The organism is Paenibacillus sp. J53TS2, assembly GCF_018403305.1.
Taxonomy (GTDB): domain Bacteria; phylum Bacillota; class Bacilli; order Paenibacillales; family Paenibacillaceae; genus Fontibacillus; species Fontibacillus rhizolycopersici.
Window position 1 is genome coordinate 127,649 of the sequence record NZ_BOSK01000003.1, and the last position, 17,524, is coordinate 145,172.

General features: G+C 54.7%; 12 protein-coding genes. 1 reads left to right on the forward strand and 11 read right to left on the reverse strand.

The window, feature by feature from the left end; all coding sequences use genetic code 11:
• Positions 1-2 precede the first annotated feature (2 nt).
• Genes KJS42_RS08500 through KJS42_RS08510 form a run of 3 tightly spaced genes read right to left on the reverse strand, consistent with a single transcriptional unit; the run spans position 3 to position 4,820 of the window.
• Positions 3-2,903 (reverse strand): ABC transporter permease, encoded by a 2,901-nt coding sequence (locus tag KJS42_RS08500; protein WP_213622592.1) that lies wholly within the window; start codon positions 2,901-2,903, stop codon positions 3-5.
• The gene (locus KJS42_RS08505; RefSeq protein WP_213622593.1) at positions 2,903-4,012 is read right to left on the reverse strand and encodes an efflux RND transporter periplasmic adaptor subunit; all 1,110 of its coding nucleotides are present in this window, start codon (positions 4,010-4,012) and stop codon (positions 2,903-2,905) included. Before KJS42_RS08505 ends, KJS42_RS08500 begins: the two co-directional genes overlap by 1 nt.
• Positions 3,975-4,820 carry an ABC transporter ATP-binding protein gene (locus KJS42_RS08510; protein WP_213622594.1) on the reverse strand — a complete coding sequence of 282 codons (846 nt, stop codon included), beginning with the start codon at positions 4,818-4,820 and terminating at the stop codon, positions 3,975-3,977. The genes KJS42_RS08505 and KJS42_RS08510 overlap by 38 nt, the downstream gene beginning before the upstream one ends.
• Before the next feature lie 233 nt (positions 4,821-5,053).
• Here KJS42_RS08510 and KJS42_RS08515 point away from each other — a divergent pair, with 233 nt between their 5' ends.
• Positions 5,054-6,655, forward strand: coding sequence for an S-layer homology domain-containing protein (locus tag KJS42_RS08515; RefSeq protein WP_213622595.1), 1,602 nt, complete (start codon positions 5,054-5,056; stop codon positions 6,653-6,655).
• 82 nt (positions 6,656-6,737) lie between these two features.
• On the opposite strand, the gene pyrE is transcribed toward KJS42_RS08515, so the two are convergent.
• The 8 genes from pyrE to KJS42_RS08555 all read right to left on the reverse strand — a co-directional run bounded on the left by pyrE (position 6,738) and on the right by KJS42_RS08555 (position 17,460).
• Entirely contained in the window at positions 6,738-7,385 is a 648-nt protein-coding gene (gene pyrE, locus KJS42_RS08520) for an orotate phosphoribosyltransferase (protein ID WP_193416332.1), read from the reverse strand.
• Positions 7,382-8,116, reverse strand: a complete 735-nt coding sequence (gene pyrF / locus KJS42_RS08525) for an orotidine-5'-phosphate decarboxylase (RefSeq protein WP_244868421.1) — start codon at positions 8,114-8,116, stop codon at positions 7,382-7,384. Before pyrF ends, pyrE begins: the two co-directional genes overlap by 4 nt.
• Before the next feature lie 114 nt (positions 8,117-8,230).
• The gene (carB, locus tag KJS42_RS08530; protein ID WP_213622597.1) at positions 8,231-11,443 is read right to left on the reverse strand and encodes a carbamoyl-phosphate synthase large subunit; all 3,213 of its coding nucleotides are present in this window, start codon (positions 11,441-11,443) and stop codon (positions 8,231-8,233) included.
• Between the two features lie 4 nt (positions 11,444-11,447).
• Complete coding sequence (carA, locus tag KJS42_RS08535; RefSeq protein WP_193416334.1) at positions 11,448-12,584, reverse strand: glutamine-hydrolyzing carbamoyl-phosphate synthase small subunit; 1,137 nt, start codon at positions 12,582-12,584, stop codon at positions 11,448-11,450.
• Between the two features lie 52 nt (positions 12,585-12,636).
• On the reverse strand, positions 12,637-13,944 hold the full coding sequence (locus KJS42_RS08540) for a dihydroorotase (protein ID WP_213622598.1): 1,308 nt from the start codon (positions 13,942-13,944) through the stop codon (positions 12,637-12,639).
• Positions 13,945-14,025: 81 nt separating this feature from the next.
• Positions 14,026-14,937 (reverse strand): aspartate carbamoyltransferase catalytic subunit, encoded by a 912-nt coding sequence (locus tag KJS42_RS08545; RefSeq protein ID WP_213622599.1) that lies wholly within the window; start codon positions 14,935-14,937, stop codon positions 14,026-14,028.
• 1 nt (position 14,938) lies between these two features.
• Positions 14,939-15,484, reverse strand: a complete 546-nt coding sequence (gene pyrR / locus KJS42_RS08550; RefSeq protein ID WP_193416337.1) for a bifunctional pyr operon transcriptional regulator/uracil phosphoribosyltransferase PyrR — start codon at positions 15,482-15,484, stop codon at positions 14,939-14,941.
• Positions 15,485-16,206: 722 nt separating this feature from the next.
• Complete coding sequence (locus KJS42_RS08555; protein ID WP_213622600.1) at positions 16,207-17,460, reverse strand: LL-diaminopimelate aminotransferase; 1,254 nt, start codon at positions 17,458-17,460, stop codon at positions 16,207-16,209.
• Positions 17,461-17,524 lie beyond the last annotated feature (64 nt).

Sequence of the window (17,524 nt, forward strand, 5' to 3'; positions counted from 1 at the left end):
CCTTAGCGCTCCTCTCCCATTTTTACCGCCTGATGCACGCGCAGTCGCCGGATTTGCCAGAAGAGCAGGCCGGCTCCCATCAACAGCATCACGAACACGACGACGTACAACTGTAGGGTGTCTTGGGAATCGAACACGATCCGAAACGGAGGCACTTGCGTTGTCACGTTGTCTGCCGTTTGCAGGAATGGCAAGTACAGCTTGCCGGCGATTTTCCCGATGACGATCCCAAGCACGATCGACAGGCCTGCGGTTAGGATTTGTTCAGCCAGCAGCATAAACGTCAACTGCTTACGAGATAAGCCCATTGCCCGCAAGATCCCGAATTGGACGACCCGGCCCGACAAATTGAAAAACCAGTAAAGCACATACCCAATCAACGAAACGATCACCGAGACGAGAAAGCCGAGGCTTAATATCCCGAATACGCCGCCCCGAGTCGGGTGCTTGCTCTGGGCCGCTAATTCGCTGCGTACATCGTCAACCGAATAAAGTTCGATCCCTTCGTTCGCCAGCTTGGTAATCAACGGCGCAACCTTGGCTCCCGGCTTCATTTTGAGCCATACCTCATACGGAATGAGGGGAACCTGGTCGTAGATATAATCCAAATTCGCGATAATAAACGGCGTTTGGTCCGGGTATTGGCTAGGCCAATATGGCAAGATTCCATAAACGGCAAATTCCACCGTCTGCTCACCCAAGGCCACCGTAAACACGTCGCCCGGCTTCAATTTGTATTTCTCCGCCAAGGTAGACGGTACCAAAGCCGCGCTTTCATTCATGCCGAGAAAATTCAAATAGTTGAATGGGTGCGTCGGAAACAGATCGTTCCGGAACCAAGCCACCTGGGCGAAATCAACATTGTCGATCCCCATCACGTTGCCTTGGCCCGCCGAACGGCCGGAGACGATGATATTCCCTTTCGTCTGCAGCACGCGCGCCGCATGCTCGACCCCATCCAGTTTTCGGAAGACCTCGAACGGGGGCTCGGAATAATTCACCTTTGTCGGAGTGGGGTTCTGCCCACCGCCGCCCGGTCCGCCACCCGGTCTTCCTCCCGGGTTCCCGCCGCCGCCTGAACCTCCAGAGCCCCCGCCTTGACCTTGGCCGGAGCCTCCTTGGGAAGGGCGAGTAATCTCAGGCGTGCCTTCCCATACCGTCCGCATGATCACGTCCGCTCCGTATTTATACAGCGTCCGCTCCGTCGAATTCAGGTCGATCGTCCGGGCTGCCGAGGCGTTATATACCCCTAGTCCCAGCGTTAACACGAGCAGGATCATCAACGGATAATAGGAGGAAGACGACCTGGATAATTGGGTCAAGCTTAGGTAGTACGGAACCGGCAACCACTTCTTGCCAATCCAGCCGATCAACTTCAGCAACCACGGGAATACCCGCAGGAAAAATAGCCCGATCGAGAAAATCGCCAACGCCGGAACGAAGAACAAAAACGGCTGTACTTGCAACTCATCCGTCGTCATCCCCGTCTGGAACGTCAACATCTGGCGCTGATTAAACATGTAATAGCCGTAACCCGAAATCCCCATCAGGACGATATCCAGGAACCACCGCTGCCAGAACGGAGCCCGATCGGAGCGGGCTTGCTTCTGCTTGGTCTTGACGATCGAAGATCGGGCGAACGAGACCGCAGGCAGCAAAGTAGCCAGGATGGCGATAATGACCGCCGCCGCGCCTAATGCCAGAGCGTCGAAATTGAATCCGACCGGAATGGACTTTCGATTCACGAAGGTCAGGAAGCCGTCCGCCGATCCGATGCTCTTCGACATAAACCAACCAAGCAATGGGCCCGCGATCAACGCGACCGCACCCAGAATCAAGCTTTCAAATAAATAGATCAAGATAATCTGCTTCGTGGAAGCTCCGCGGCTTCGCAGCACGGCGATATCGCTCTGCTGCTTGTCGAGGGCTTGGCGGGCGTTCATGACGATATAATAGAACACCATAGCAATCATCGGTGCCGCCAGCGTAAACAACAGGGTCTGCATCTGCAAGCTTTGCTTGCGGAAATCATTCAACAGACTGCCGAAGGAAACGTCCACCTTTGTGTCTTTCAGCTTCTGGTACAACTCCACATTCAGTCGGTCCAACGTGTCCGACAATGGAGACAGCTGACTCGTTTTGATCTCACCGAGATCGAAAGCGTAATACCAGCTGGAATTATGCAACGGAATCGATAAACGATTCAGCAAGTTTTCGTTAAACACTTGATCCGGGACGTAGAAGTTGTTCATCATCCCTTCAAAACCCTGGTACCAATACGGATCATTTTCATTAGTCAACTGGAAGGTGCCGACGATCTTGACTTTCAGCGTCACGTCAACACCGCTGTACACAGGATACTCCATCACGTCGCCAACGTGCAGGTCCTGGCGGTACATCGCCTCCTCCAGCATCAGAGCCTCAAGCGTATCGCCGTCGGCTCGATCTGAGTACAGCTGGCCGCCGGATAGGGAAATATGATCCTGCAATCCGCTCATAGACACAATCGACATCGTCCGGGTACGGCTTGCATCCACTTTGGTTGGATCCTCCGGGAATACCTCCGTGCTCCGGATCGACCGCGTATTGACGTAGGCGTCATGAGGGAAGCCGATCTCTTTCGGCACCTCGTCGACGATATATTGATTAACGGCCGCAAGAGCAGCGGGATCCGTCTTCGTGCCGCCCGAAGCCTGATAGCTCATGATCAGCGAACCCGCAGGAAGCCCTTCGCTTTCGGCTTTCAGGGTGGTCGCGACGACCCGTTTCAACGACCCGTCGGAATACATCGGAATGCTGACCGTAAACGAGACGGCGACGATCAGGCCCAGTAAAGTACTTAACGTCAGCCATTTCGTGTTCCACATTTTGCGGAACAGCAATCGTAATAAAGGTACTCCCATTAACGACCCACTACTTTCTGTCCCGGCGTGAGTCCTTTAACGATTTCCACGTCGGTCGAGGTTTGAATGCCTACCTCGACATCGGCTTCGCGTTTCGTGCCGTCCTCCTCTACGACCTGGACGTAAGTGCGCGAGCCGATCGTCCGCAGGGAGGAAATCGGAATCAATATGGCGTTTTCCTTGCGTTCCGTCACGATGGACACGCTAAGCGGACGGCCGCGTTCAATGCCCGCCGGCCATTTATCGAGTTGAACGACCAGATATTTATCGATCGTATCTTTCTCTGGAGGAGTGGCTCCACCCCCGCCGCCGTTACCGTTTCCGTTATCGGATGAACCGGTATCGACCGGCATCACTTTTACTTTACCGTCGAATACGCCGGCCGCATTGATGTCGACCTTCGCCTTCATGCCAACGGCGACCTTCGCCAAATCTTCCTTGGCAAACTGAGCCGCTACCACCAGTGACGATGTATCGGACAACACCGCTACCGTGTCGTAAGCTTTAATCGCCGCACCCTTCTGGGCGGAGACGGAAACTACCGTGCCGGAGAACGGCGCCCGCAAGGTACCGTCCGCAATCGTTTTCTCCAAATCCTCCAGCGCTTGGCGCTGTTCCTCAAAAACGATAGAGGCTTCCTCGAATTCGATCGGGTCCTTCTCATCCTTCGTACGCAGCAGCTCCTTCATGGAGATCTCCTGCTTGCGGAATTCCAGCTTCTTCTTGCGCAAGTCCTTCTGCAGGTCTTCTACGTCCAGTTGAATCAGAGCGTCGCCCTGCTTGACCTTATCTCCCGCCTTGACCATGACTTCCTTCACGTGGAGATTATCCTCCGTAAAAAATAACGGCTCCTCCCGCTGGCTCATGATCTTGCCAACCGCACTGACTTTGAGCTCTATCGTCTCCGTGCGTACCTCATACTCCGGTTTCTTCGAGATCGTCGGCGGCGTGATGACCGGCAGGTCCTCCTCCGCTTCTTCGTTCGGAAGCAAGGCACAGCCCGTGGATGCCACCAAAGACAAGCTTAGGGATAAAATCCCCAGCATTCGAAATAGCCCCGATTTCCCTCCTTTACCCGATAAATTTGCCATCCACCATTTCGTAAACATGGTCCGCTACCTCCAGGATTGTAGGATCGTGTGTGGTCATACAGATTGTTACGTGTTCGGTCTGTATGATGTTCTTGAATACTGCCATGACTTGTGCTCCCATTTGCGAATCGAGATTGGCCGTCGGTTCATCCGCCAACAGTAGCTTTGGACGGTGAGCGATCGCTTTGGCGATCGCCACCCGCTGCTGTTCCCCCCCGGACAGTTCGAACGGGCGGTGGAACATCCGCTTGCCCAGCCCTACGAGCTCCAAGCAGTGGGTTACGCGCCGCTTCCATTCTTGGGGCGGAACTCCCGCCATTCGGAGCGACAGCTCGACATTCTCCCAGGCAGACAGCAACGGAAGCAAAGCATACGCTTGGAAAATAAAGCCGATCTGATCCCGGCGCAGCAGCGTCCGTTTATCGTCGTTCAACTCATGAAGCGGCTGGCCTCGGAACCAAATTTCGCCCGACGTCGGCTGATCCAATCCGCCGAGCATATTGAGCAGCGTCGTTTTGCCCGAGCCGGAACGCCCTTTAAGCATCACCAACTGACCGGAAAGCACCTCCATGTTGATCCCTTTCAAAACCTGGATTTCTCCTCCGCCAACCGGAAAAGAACGCCGAACTTCTCTGACCGACAAGATGGGTCCGGTCTCTTTCTCCGGTTCTTCTTCTAGCGCACGAGTTGCAATGACCTCGGCGGTTGCATCCTCTATGGCCGTCTCCTCCGAGGCGATAGCGACTTCCGCTTCCGCCTGCGGGACCGGAGAGTCCGCTCCGGACTGAACTTCGACTTTTTCTGGTTTACGAAGCCATCGCATCATCGTGTATCGTTCTCCCATTTTCCTAATTTGTGATTCTGCCTCGTCTTGCTCTTCTTGACCTTGTCTAGCAATTCATTTACGTCTTGCATTATAAACGAAATACTATGGCAAAAAGTTACAACGAAATGAACGAACGGGAACATTTTTCTTCCAGATTTTAAGCGCTGATGCTAGGTTACAATCCTGTTAGAATTAAGGAGAATTCTACTAGAATCGGCAAGGAGAACTACTTCATGAAAAAATTGATTCCCCCTTTGCTTGCAGTGACGTTATTGCTTACCGCCGCTGTTTTCCGCCTGCAGCCGGCAGCTGCCGACAAACTCCCGTATACGGATATATCGGCCAGCTATGCCAAAGATGCGATCATTCGATTACATGCCAATAACGTGATGAAAGGAACATCCGAGTCTTTGTTTTCCCCTACCCGCTCGATAACTCGGGCGGAATTCATGACGACACTAACGCGGATCTTCCAAGTCAATCCGGCGGAATCCGCCGTTCCGGCCTATCGCGACGTTCCGAAGAGCGCTTGGTATTACGGTACGATCCAGGCTGCAACCGAGCTTGGCCTGACGGAGGGTATGGGCGACGGCATTTTCCAGCCCGAACAGCCGCTGACCCGCCAGGAGGCCGCGGCTTGGCTAGTTCGCGCGCTGAAGCAAACAGGGTCGTCGGCTAACGCACCGACCAACTACAAGGACGAAACGTCGATCGCCGTCTGGGCCAAACCGTATATCGGCTCGATTTCGCAGTTGGGACTGATGCAGGGCAGCGGCGGAATGTTCTACCCGGCGCAGGCGATCACCCGTCAGGAGACTGCGGTCATCCTGGACCGGTTGCTGCAGGACAAGCGCTGGACCGATGCGATTGCAACGAATAGTAATCCGGGGATTCGCATCGGCTGGCAATATGGACAATCCACTGAAGCTTATAAGAAGTCGGTTCTGCAATCGAACGTAAACGTGCTTGCGCCTAGGTGGTATTTTCTCGAAAGCACCGGCAAAATCTCCGATTCCAGCGTTCCTCCCCTAGTAACCTGGGCCAAAAGTAACGGCAAACAGGTATGGGCCATGGTCGGCAACCGGTTTGATCAGGAAACGACGCACAAGATGCTCGCTTCCAGCTCGTTGTCTTCGGATGCGATTCAGAGTTTGAAGTCCTATGTACAAAAATACGGGTTGAACGGCATTAACGTGGATTTCGAGAATATTGCGGCCTCCGACCGGAGCTTGTTTACATCATTTATCAGCAAGCTAGCCCAGGAGCTTCACTCCGTTTCCGCCGTATTGTCCGTCGATCTTCCGCCTGATCTTGGCACCGACTGGTCGGATGCTTACAATTACGCCGAATTGGCCAAGAGCGCCGATTACCTGGTCGTCATGGCCTATGACGAGCACTGGAGCGGAGCTTCGGCCGGTTCGGTCGCTTCGCTCGGCTGGGTACAAAAGCACATCGATAAACTGCTCGCCAAAGTACCCGCCGACCAGCTCGTCCTTGGGATGCCGCTATACACGCGGGATTGGAGCCTGAGTGGCAATGGGGCTACGTTGTCATCGGAGGACATTTCCCTCCCCGAGCAAAATAACCGGGTCAGCCAATATGGAGTAAAGCCGAAATGGAACGCGGCGGCAGGCCAGTATACCGTGGAATATCGGAAGAACGGCACGCTGCACAAAATATGGCTGGAGGACGCCCGTTCTCTATCCGAGAAATACCGGTTAGGGGCGAAATACGGCATCGCCGGGTATGCCTACTGGCATATCGGCGGAGACTCGCCGGACGTATGGACCAGCCTGAAGAATGCGGAGAAATACGAGGGATTTTCGTTTAAGTAAAAAAAGGCCACCCGTGAGATAAGCGAATGCGCGCTTCTCAGGGGTGGTTCTTTTCTGTATAACAATAGTCTGATTCACACGTCTATTCCGCGTTACCGAAAGAAGCGGGGTCCTTCCGCCAAGACTGGAGGAGTTCCAGATCTTCCGACTGGATGTCGCCGCGCTTCACGGCAACGTCAATCAGCGCCGTATAGTTGGACAGGGTTTGCAGCGGGAAGCCCGCATCGGCAAAGGCCTGCACGGCTTTGTCCAACTGATAGCTGAAGATCGCCAATACGGCCAACGGCTCCGCCCCGGCGTCGCGAACGGCTTGCGCCGCCTTAATCGAGCTGCCGCCGGTGGAGATCAAATCCTCGATGACGACAACCTTTTGCCCCGGTTTGATCAAACCTTCGATTTGATTCTCTTTGCCGTGCCCTTTGGCCTTATCGCGAATGTAGGCCATCGGCAGGCCCAGCTTCTGCGAAGCGAACGCCGCGTGCGGGATGCCGGCCGTTGCCGTTCCGGCGATCACCTCGGCATCCGGGTACGTTTCGCGAATCATGGCTGCAAACGATTCAGCGATCAAGTCGCGGATTTCAGGGTACGACATCGTAAGCCGGTTGTCGCAATAAATCGGCGACTTGATACCTGAGGTCCAAGTGAACGGCTGATGCGGACGGAGCGCCACCGCCCCGATGTCCAGCAGACTTCCGGCGATTTGCGCTTCTACCGATTGAGTGTTAGTCATGACAACATCATCTCCTTAATGATCGATTCCGCCGCTTCACGCGGATTTGGGGCAGCAATGATCGGCCGCGCAACGACGATGTAATCCGTGCCTTGGGCCATCGCCTCGCCTGGTGTCAAAGTGCGCGACTGATCGCCTTGCGGGCTGTTCGCCGGACGAATTCCCGGCGTCACGGTCAGGAAGGCTTGTCCGCATTGCGCTTTGATCGCCGTCACCTCAAGAGGCGAAGCGACAACGCCGTCCAGCCCGGCTTGGCGGGCCAATTCCGCGTAATGCACAACAGCTCGCTCCACTTCGCCCGGAATGCCGATTTCCTCGTTCATCACTTGGCGGCTCGTGCTCGTCAGTTGCGTGACCGCGATGATCTTCGGCATCGTCAGCGAACGGTCGCTCTCCAGCGCGGCCAAAGCCCCCTCCCGAGCCGATTTCATCATGTCCAGCCCGCCACCGGCATGCACGTTAAACAGATCCACGCCTAGCTTCGTGACACTGTTTGCCCCGCCCTTGACCGTGTTCGGGATGTCATGCATTTTCACGTCTAGAAAAACGGAGTACCCCCGCTGCTTCAATTCGCGGATCAATTCTGGACCAGCCGCGTAAAACAACTGCAGCCCCACCTTCATGTAACAAGGGATCCCCTCCAGCTCCTTCAGCAGCTTCCGCGCCTGATCCGCATCGGGGAAGTCCAGGCCGACGATCAGTTTCCCTGCCGCATCTTCAAACGATCGCAAATCCGCTCTCCTCCATTCATGCTTGCGGCTCCGAAGCATGATGCTTCCGAGCCGCCGCTTAATGTTTCGTTTTACCCAGCTTCGTGATCAAAAGTCGATTTTTGAACTTCCTCTTTAAAGCGTAGGCATGGCTTGGGAGGAGAAGTTGATCGTCTCCAACATCTCCAGCAGTGCCCGGACCGTATCCAGCGAGGTCATGCAGACGACGCCGTTCTCCACCGCTTCCCGGCGGATGCGGAAGCCGTCGCGTTCCGGCTCTTTACCTTTGGTCAGCGTATTGATGACAAAGTGAGCTTCGCCGTTTCGGATCAGATCCAGGATGTTCGGCACCCCTTCCGACAGCTTGTAGACGGTCGTTACGTGGATGCCTGCCTCAATCAGCGCGGAAGCCGTGCCGTCCGTAGCGATGATCTTGTAGCCCAGGCGGTAGAAGCCGCGCAGCAAGTCAACCGCTTCCTGCTTATCTTTATCGGCTACCGTGGCGATGATCGCTCCGGTAGCAGGGATCTTCATGCCCGCGCCAATCAAACCTTTATACAGCGCTTTGGCATATTGCGGATCGCGGCCCATCACCTCGCCGGTCGATTTCATTTCCGGTCCAAGTGTCGGCTCAACACGGCGCAGCTTGGCGAAGGAGAACACGGGAACCTTGACCGCAACCTGGGTGCTTTCCGGCCACAGGCCGTTTTGGTAGCCAAGATTGCTAAGCTTCGTACCGAGGATACATTGGGTGGCCACGTTCGCCATCGGAATGTTCGTCACTTTGCTCAGGAACGGTACCGTCCGCGACGAGCGCGGGTTGACTTCGATGACGTACACTTCGTTTTTGTAGATGACGAATTGGATGTTGACCAAGCCAATCGTCTTCAGCTCACGGGCGATCTTCATCGTGATCTCGGCGATTTTACCCTTCAATTCCTCGGACAAATGCTGCGGTGGGTAAACCGCAATCGAGTCGCCCGAGTGTACCCCAGCGCGTTCGATATGCTCCATGATCCCCGGGATGAGCACCGTCTCCCCGTCACAGATGGCGTCAACTTCCACTTCCTTGCCCAGCATGTAGCGGTCGATCAGTACCGGATGCTGCGGGTTAATGTTCACCGCTTCCTCCATGTAGCGGAGCAGTTCCTCATCGGAGTAGACAATTTCCATCGCCCGGCCCCCGAGTACATACGACGGTCTGACTAGCACCGGATAACCAAGGGACTGTGCCGTCCCCACGGCTTCTTCCACAGAAGTGACCGTGCTGCCCTTCGGTTGCGCGATGTCGAGCTTCGATAAGAGAGCTTCGAACTTCTTCCGATCCTCGGCTTCGTCAATGCTCTCGAGGGAGGTGCCGAGAATGCGCACGCCCTCCGCTTGTAGCGGCGCCGCCAGGTTGATCGCCGTTTGGCCGCCGAATTGCACGATGACGCCCACCGGCTTCTCCTCTTCGATTACGTTCATCACGTCCTCGAAGAATAACGGCTCGAAGTACAGGCGATCCGACGTGTTAAAGTCAGTGGATACCGTCTCCGGATTGTTGTTGATGATGACGGCTTCGTAACCGGCTTTTTGAATCGCCCATACCGCATGTACCGTCGAGTAGTCAAATTCAATCCCTTGCCCGATCCGGATCGGTCCGGAGCCAAGCACGACGATCTTTTCTTTGTCGGTTTGGAGGACTTCATTTTCCGTTTCATAGGTCGAGTAGTAGTAAGGCGTGGAGGCCTCAAACTCGGCTGCACACGTGTCGACCATTTTGTAAACCGGCTTCAACCCGTGCTCTTTGCGGAAGCTTCTTACTTCAGCTTCGGTCCGGTGCGTGCCTGATGGCTGCCCGGCAGTACGCAGCTCGGCGATCGCCCGGTCGGTAAACCCTAAGCGCTTCGCTTCGTACAGCGTATCATAGGAAAAGAACTCTTCCCCCGCAATTTGCTTCTCGAATTCCACCAAGCGTTCGATTTTGTCGAGGAACCACCAGTCGATTCCGGTTAATTCCTGGATTTGCTGCAGCTTGTAGCCCCGGCGGAATGCTTCGGCGATCAAGAATAGCCGCTCGTCGTCCGCCTTGATCAGACGGTTGTTTAACGTCTCTTCGTCGATTTTCTCCGCGCCTTTCAGGTACAGGCGATGCGTGCCGATCTCGAGCGACCGGACCGCTTTATGAATGGACTCCTCAAATGTGCGGCCGATGGCCATCACTTCGCCGGTCGCCTTCATCTGCGTACCTAGCTTACGGTTCGCGTGGATGAATTTATCGAACGGCCAGCGTGGGATTTTGCTGACGATGTAATCAAGCGTCGGCTCGAAGCAAGCGTAGGTCTGCCCTGTGACCGGGTTGACGATTTCGTCGAGCGTGTAACCCATCGCGATTTTAGCCGCCATTTTAGCGATCGGGTAGCCTGTCGCTTTAGACGCAAGCGCCGAAGAACGGCTGACCCGCGGATTTACTTCGATGACATAGTATTGGAAGCTCTGCGGATCCAGCGCAAACTGCACGTTGCAGCCGCCTTCGATGTTCAGCGCCCGGATGATCTTAAGCGAGGCCGAACGCAGCATCTGATATTCACGGTCGGAGAGCGTTTGGCTCGGCGCGACAACGATGCTGTCCCCGGTATGTACGCCCACCGGATCAAAGTTCTCCATGTTGCAGACCACGATGCAGTTGTCGTTGGCGTCGCGCATGACTTCGTATTCGACTTCCTTCATGCCGGCGATCGATTTCTCGATCAAGCATTGACCGATCGGGCTGTAGCGAATGCCTGAAGCTACCGTCTCGCGGAGTTCCTCTTCCGTGGCACAGATCCCGCCGCCGGTACCTCCAAGCGTATACGCCGGACGGACAATGACCGGGTAGCCGATCTCATCAGCGAATTGCAGCGCTTCATCCACTGTGGTGATAATAGAGCTTTCCGGCACCGGTTGCTCCAGTTCACGCATCAGCTCGCGGAACAAGTCGCGGTCCTCCGCTTTTTCGATCGAAGTCAGCTGCGTGCCGAGGAGCTTCACATTTTCGCGTTCCAGTACACCTGCGCGGGCCAGCTCAACCGCCATGTTCAGGCCGGTTTGCCCGCCAAGCGTTGGAAGCAAGCCGTCAGGCCGCTCCTGACGAATGATTTGCGTTACGAATTCCAGGGTGATGGGTTCGATGTAAACCTTGTCGGCCATGTTCGTATCGGTCATGATCGTCGCCGGGTTGCTGTTGATCAGCACCACCTCGACGCCTTCTTCTTTCAGCGCCTGACAGGCTTGCGTTCCGGCGTAATCGAACTCGGCTGCCTGGCCGATCACGATCGGTCCAGAGCCGATGACGAGTATTTTCTTAAGGTCTTTGTTGATCGGCATAGGTTTACAGTTCTCCTTTCGCAGCGGCCATCAGTTTGGCTTGGCGGGGCTTTTGCGGGTTCTGCCGCTTATGTTCGCGGATCATCTCAATGAACCGGTCGAACAAGTAGCTGTTGTCGTAAGGTCCCGGAGCCGCCTCCGGATGATATTGGACAGAAAAGGCCGGATATTTCTTATGCTTAAGTCCTTCGATCGTTTTGTCATTATTGTTGATATGCGTCACTTCCAGCTCCGTGCCGGCAATGGACGCTTCGTTTACGGTGTAGCCGTGGTTTTGCGACGTAATGTAGCAGCGGCCGGACTCCAGCTCCTTGACGGGATGGTTACCGCCGCGATGGCCGAATTTCAGCTTCTCCGTATCGGCGCCGCAAGCCAAGGCGAACAGCTGGTGGCCCAGGCAAATCCCAAAAATCGGATACTCACCGAGCAGCTCGGCGATCATCTCCGCGGCGTAAGGAACGTCTTTCGGGTCCCCAGGTCCGTTGGACAGTTGGATGCCGTCCGGGTGAAGGCGGCGGATTTCGTCCGCGGTCGTGTTATGCGGCACGATCACTACATCGCAATCGCGTTTGTTCAGCTCGCGCAGAATCCCGCTTTTTGCGCCGAAGTCGACCAGCACGATCCGTTCCTTGGATCCCGGACTACTGTATACATGATGCGTTGAAGTTTGCGCGACTTGATTGCGCAACTCGGCAATGCTGGTGGCCAGCATCATTTCCTTTAACTCGTCGATCGATTTCGCCGAGGTGGTCAGAATTCCTCTCATCGTTCCCTGATGGCGGATAAGGCGCGTCAGCATGCGCGTATCGATGTCGGTAATGCCGGGAATGCCGTATTCCTTGAGCAGGTCACCCAAATTGTATTGGGCCCGCCAGTTGCTTGGGGTCGGTTCATAGCGGCGAACCACAAAGCCGTGAATCGATGGTGCAACGGATTCAAAGTCGTCGCGCGAAATGCCATAGTTCCCGATCAGCGGATACGTCATCGTGACGATTTGCCCGCAGTAAGAAGGATCGGACAGCACCTCTTGGTACCCCGTAATTCCCGTATTAAAAACGACCTCCCCCGTCTTTTCCCCTTCCGCTCCAAATGAGGTTCCGGTAAACAGCGTGCCGTCTTCCAACAATAGTCTTGCCTGCATCCTGCAGCACTCCTTTATCCATAAGCTGAATTACTATATTCACATCCGCCCATTAACGGGCTAGTTCGAGCGCGTCGTTCCATACCAGCTTCCCTTTGACGATCGTTGCGACAGGCCAGCCTTTTAGATCCCACCCCGTAAATGGGGTGTTCCGCCCTTTCGAGGCAAAAGCCGCCGGATCAACCGTTCGTTCCGCGTTCAGATCCACGATCGTCAGGTCGGCTGGAGCTCCCGATACCAACCGTCCCGCTTCCAAGCCGAACACACGGGCCGGATCCGCCGTCATCCGCTGCACCAGCATCGCCAGGCTCCAGCGACCCGTGGCCACGAACTTCGTGTACAGCAGCGGAAAGGCCGTCTCGAAACCAACGATGCCAAACGGCGCTTGCTGCATGCCTTTCGCTTTCTCCTCTTCGCTATGCGGGGCATGGTCGGTTACGACAATATCGAGCGTGCCGTCTTCCAACGCAGCGATGCACGCTTCGACATCTCGGCGCGAACGCAGCGGTGGATTCATTTTCCAGTTGGCATCAAGGCCCGGAATATCCTCTTCGGACAAAATCAGATGGTGAGGGCATACCTCCGCAGTGACGTTGATGCCGATTTGCTTCGCTTGGCGGATCAGCCGAATCGACTGCTCTGTGCTTACGTGGCACACATGGTAGTGAACCCCGGTCGCTTCCGCGAGCAAAATATCCCGCCCGACATGAATCGCCTCCGATTCATTCGGAATTCCCTTTAGACCATGCTTTCGGGCGAATTCCCCTTCAGCCACCGGTGCTCCTTCCACAAGCGAATTGTCTTCGCAGTGGGCGATCACGGGCATCCCCAGTGAGGCTGCCTGCCGCATTGCATCCTTCATCATCTGTGCATTTTGCACGCCGACGCCGTCGTCGGTAAAGCCGATGGCCCCGGCGTCTTTCAAGGCCGCGAAGTCGGTCAGCTCCCGGCCAAGCTCGCTTTTGGTGATGGCCGCATAAGGCAGCACATTCACCAATCCGGCTTCTGTGGCCTTCTGTAACACAAACCGTACGGTATCCGGGTTGTCAGTCACCGGCCGAGTGTTCGGCATACAGGCGATCGTGGTAAATCCGCCTTGAGCTGCTGACCTTGAGCCGGTTTCGATCGTCTCTTTATGCTCGAACCCCGGTTCACGCAAATGAACGTGCATATCGATAAATCCCGGAGTGACCAGTCTGCCGCCGGCATCGATGACCTGGGTCCCGGCTTCTGCGTTTGCCTGACCAAGTTGCCCTGCTTTCTCAACCTTGGCGATGACTCCGTCTTCGATCGTGATTTGAGATAACTCTTGCTCCCCTAGTTCGTTTAAGATGTTGGCATTGATAATGACAAGCCGCATGCTTTAATCCCCCCGCTGATTTGAGTACGTACCGAAAAACGTCCATCGACCGTCTTGCAGCCTCTACTACTCCGCTATCGCTTACAGCAAAGCGCGTTCCATAACCGCCATGCGAATCGGAACCCCGTTTTGCATCTGCTTAAAAATTCGGGATTGCGGATGTTCCACCACCGCATCGTCGATCTCCACGCCCCGGTTCACCGGAGCTGGATGCATGATCAGCGCATGCGGCGCAAGCGCTGCGGCCCGTTCTTCCGTCAAGCCGTATTGCAAGCGGTATTCTTCGGCCGACTTGATCAGCCCGTCTGTATGGCGTTCCAACTGTACTCGCAGCATCATGACCACATCGGCACAAAGCGCTTCGTCCATCGGAATGTAAGATGCGTGCGTACTCAGTTCCGGCGCTTGCATATTCTCCGGCGCGCAGAGCTTCACTTCGGCGCCGAATTTCTGCAACGCCCACAAATTGGAGCGAGCGACCCGGCTATGCTTGATATCTCCGACAATCGACACTTTTAGTCCGCTGAGTTCTCCGAAGTGTTGTTTCATCGTATATAGATCCAGCAACGCTTGCGTCGGATGCTCGTTATTGCCGTCGCCGGCATTGACCAGCGGCACCGATACCCGCTTGGCTAGTTCCTCCAGCATACCGATGGGCTTCAGCCGGATCACGCCGGCGTCGATCCCCATGGATTCCAGCGTGCGGACGGTATCGTATATCGATTCGCCCTTCTCCACGCTGGAAGCGGCTGCCGCGAAGTTGAGCACCTGAGCGCCTAACCGTTTCTCCGCCATCTCGAAGGAGAAGCGGGTGCGCGTACTATTTTCAAAAAACATATTTGCGACGAAATGATCCTTCAGCACCGGGATCATCTTCTCTTCCTTTGCATCCCAGTAGGCCGCTCGGTCGAGGATCGCGGAAATTTCCGCCGCGCTGAAATCCTTTAGTCCGAGAAGGCTACGTTCCTTCACAGCGGTTGCCGTCAGCGCCATCCTAGTTCCCCTCCCGTGCCTGCAGGATCTGAACCAGATCGGTGCCGTCATGCTCCGTCAGGAGAACTTCGATTTCTTCCGCCCGCGAGGTCGGCACGTTCTTACCGATGTAGTCAGCACGGATCGGAAGTTCTCGGTGCCCCCGGTCGGCGAGTACCGCCAGTTGGATCGACTCGGGACGACCGCAATCCATGATCGCATCCATCGCTGCCCGAATCGTACGGCCAGTGTACAGCACATCGTCGAACAGGATCACTTTCTTGCCTTGAATCGATACCGGGAAAGTTGCTTTGCCAGACCCCAGAGCGGATTCCTCTTTATCGTCACGGTAGTTCGTTACGTCGAGCTCACCCCATGGAATAGCTGTTCCTTCGATGCTCTCTAGGCGTTCAGCCAGTCGTTTCGCGAGGTAGACACCTCTTGTTTTGATGCCGGCCAGTACACATCCCTCAATGCCTTTGTTTCTTTCCAAAATTTCATGTGCAATTCTTGTCAGTGCCCTCCGAATCGCCGTTTCGTCCATTATGATATGACTTTCGTTGCTCACAGCCTGCGACCTCCTTAAGGGATAGGGTCACCTTGCATCGTCCGTGATAGGCGCATAAAAAAACTCCTTGCCGGAAATCCAGGCAAGGAGTCTTTAGCCACAGTTATACTATGACTGTCATGTAGGTCTTGGGTATATGGTTCCGCCACAAAGAAGCGAAGTCCGCCCAATTCCCCATTCACGTTACCTTGCCAGCCTCACGGGACTGAATTAAAGGTGCTTATGGTTTACATGAATTATGACAGAATGAGGCTAGCCTGTCAAGACACCCAACCCAGTTCATACATCCCCAATGCTGAGGTTTATTCCAACTCCCTTTGAAAGCCTGCTGTGTTGATGATTGTTTATAATTATACATAGTATGTTATATTTATTCAACCCTGAGTTTTGTCGGCTTATCCGCATTGAATCGCTATATTCCCTTTAGTATTCGCCTGATCATTTTGTATGTTTCTATTGTTAACACGCATATTTAACCAATATGTCAGGTAAAGATTAGGCAGCAGCAGATCAGTACAACCTAAACTCGATTGGCGAGACATCTTGTACTAATACCTTTTTCTCTTCCTCGTCACCAACTTCAGCCACTGAACGAAAGGGATAATCGTGAAAAGGTGGCAACAAGGACAACCCCGGCAATTCGGCGGGCAATTAGACAAAACAGAAAAACCGCCCCTCGGGCATAAAACCCTTGGAGCGGCTTGGTTAGTATAAGTCGTCGGTTAGAATATGAACTTCAAGTCGCCGAGGCGGCGTTTGATTTCGGAAATAACGCGATGCTCTTCGTCCTCGCCGTCGGCGATGAACGTGACGGAGAAACGGACGTAATGCCCCGCATCGTCCCACGGCACAGTGGAAATCAGCTTCTCACGGATCAAAAACTGCGAAAAATCTTCGGCCGTCGCAAATGTCGGTCCGCCTTCCACGCCTTTCGGCACTTCAACGTAGAGGAAAAACGATCCCTTTGGCTTCTTCGCGTTGAAGCCCAAATCATTCAGCGCGCTCACCAGCAGTTCGTGACGGCGCGAGTATTTGGCAGCGATCCGCTCCGTAATCTCCGGATGGGCAAGCCCATAAGCGGCTGCTTTTTGAATCGCAATGAATTGACCCGAATCGTTGTTGTCCTTCACGTCGCTGAACGCCTTAACAACCAGCGGGTTCCCGGCCACAAATCCGATTCTCCACCCCGTCATGTTGTACGACTTGGACAACGAGTGCAGCTCGACGCCCACATCCTTCGCACCTGGGACGGAAAGGAAACTTAGCGGCTTCAGCCCATCATAGGTTAATGCCGCATAAGGCGCGTCATGTACGATGACAACTTGATATTTCTTCGCCCAATCCACCACTTTGGCAAAAAACTCTCTTGTCGCGCTCGCACCCGTCGGATTGTTCGGATAATTCAAATACAGCAGTTTGGCCTTACGGGCGATCTCTTCCGGAATCGCATCCAGATCCGGCAGGAAATCGTTCTCTTCGGTCAACTGCACCGTATAAACCTCGCCGCCGAGGTACTTCGTATGCGTTCCAATGATCGGGTAACCCGGTACGGTCATAATCGTGATATCGCCGGGATTGATGAAGCAGGAAGGCAGCATGGCAATCGCCGGTTTTGAGCCGATCGAGTGTACGACCTCTGCGACGGGATCAATGCCTTCGACGCCAAATACATCATGGAGGTACTTCGCTGCCGCCTCCTTGAACTCAGCAATCCCGTTGTCGGCGTAACCACGGTTCTCGCGTTTGGCCGCTTCCTCCGCCAGCTTGGCCACGATACCGGCATCGGCCATGTCATCCGGCTCACCGACGCCCATATCGATCAGCTCGACCTCGGGGAAATCCTTTTTCGCCGCCGCTTTAGCCCGTTTGATTTTCTCAAATTTATAAATAGCGGTGTCTTTGCCGTAATTCGCCCCGCCAATGCGCTCCGCAAATTGTTGTTGAATATAGGTTTCTTGTCCGTTCAGCGTACTCATATCAGACGTCCATCTCCTTTGTATACATTAAAAAATCCATTCTCAAATGGTTCGAACTCGCACT

Excerpts from the sequence above, each read along its gene's own strand:
- KJS42_RS08515 (WP_213622595.1), top strand. The coding sequence starts at position 5,054 with ATGAAAAAATTGATTCCCCCTTTGCTTGCAGTGACGTTATTGCTTACC.
- KJS42_RS08555 (WP_213622600.1), bottom strand. The coding sequence starts at position 17,460 with ATGAGTACGCTGAACGGACAAGAAACCTATATTCAACAACAATTTGCG.
- KJS42_RS08540 (WP_213622598.1), bottom strand. The coding sequence starts at position 13,944 with ATGCGGCTTGTCATTATCAATGCCAACATCTTAAACGAACTAGGGGAG.
- KJS42_RS08545 (WP_213622599.1), bottom strand. The coding sequence starts at position 14,937 with ATGGCGCTGACGGCAACCGCTGTGAAGGAACGTAGCCTTCTCGGACTA.
- carA (WP_193416334.1), bottom strand. The coding sequence starts at position 12,584 with ATGCAGGCAAGACTATTGTTGGAAGACGGCACGCTGTTTACCGGAACC.
- carB (WP_213622597.1), bottom strand. The coding sequence starts at position 11,443 with ATGCCGATCAACAAAGACCTTAAGAAAATACTCGTCATCGGCTCTGGA.
- KJS42_RS08510 (WP_213622594.1), bottom strand. The coding sequence starts at position 4,820 with ATGATGCGATGGCTTCGTAAACCAGAAAAAGTCGAAGTTCAGTCCGGA.
- KJS42_RS08500 (WP_213622592.1), bottom strand. The coding sequence starts at position 2,903 with ATGGGAGTACCTTTATTACGATTGCTGTTCCGCAAAATGTGGAACACG.
- pyrE (WP_193416332.1), bottom strand. The coding sequence starts at position 7,385 with ATGACTAACACTCAATCGGTAGAAGCGCAAATCGCCGGAAGTCTGCTG.
- KJS42_RS08505 (WP_213622593.1), bottom strand. The coding sequence starts at position 4,012 with ATGTTTACGAAATGGTGGATGGCAAATTTATCGGGTAAAGGAGGGAAA.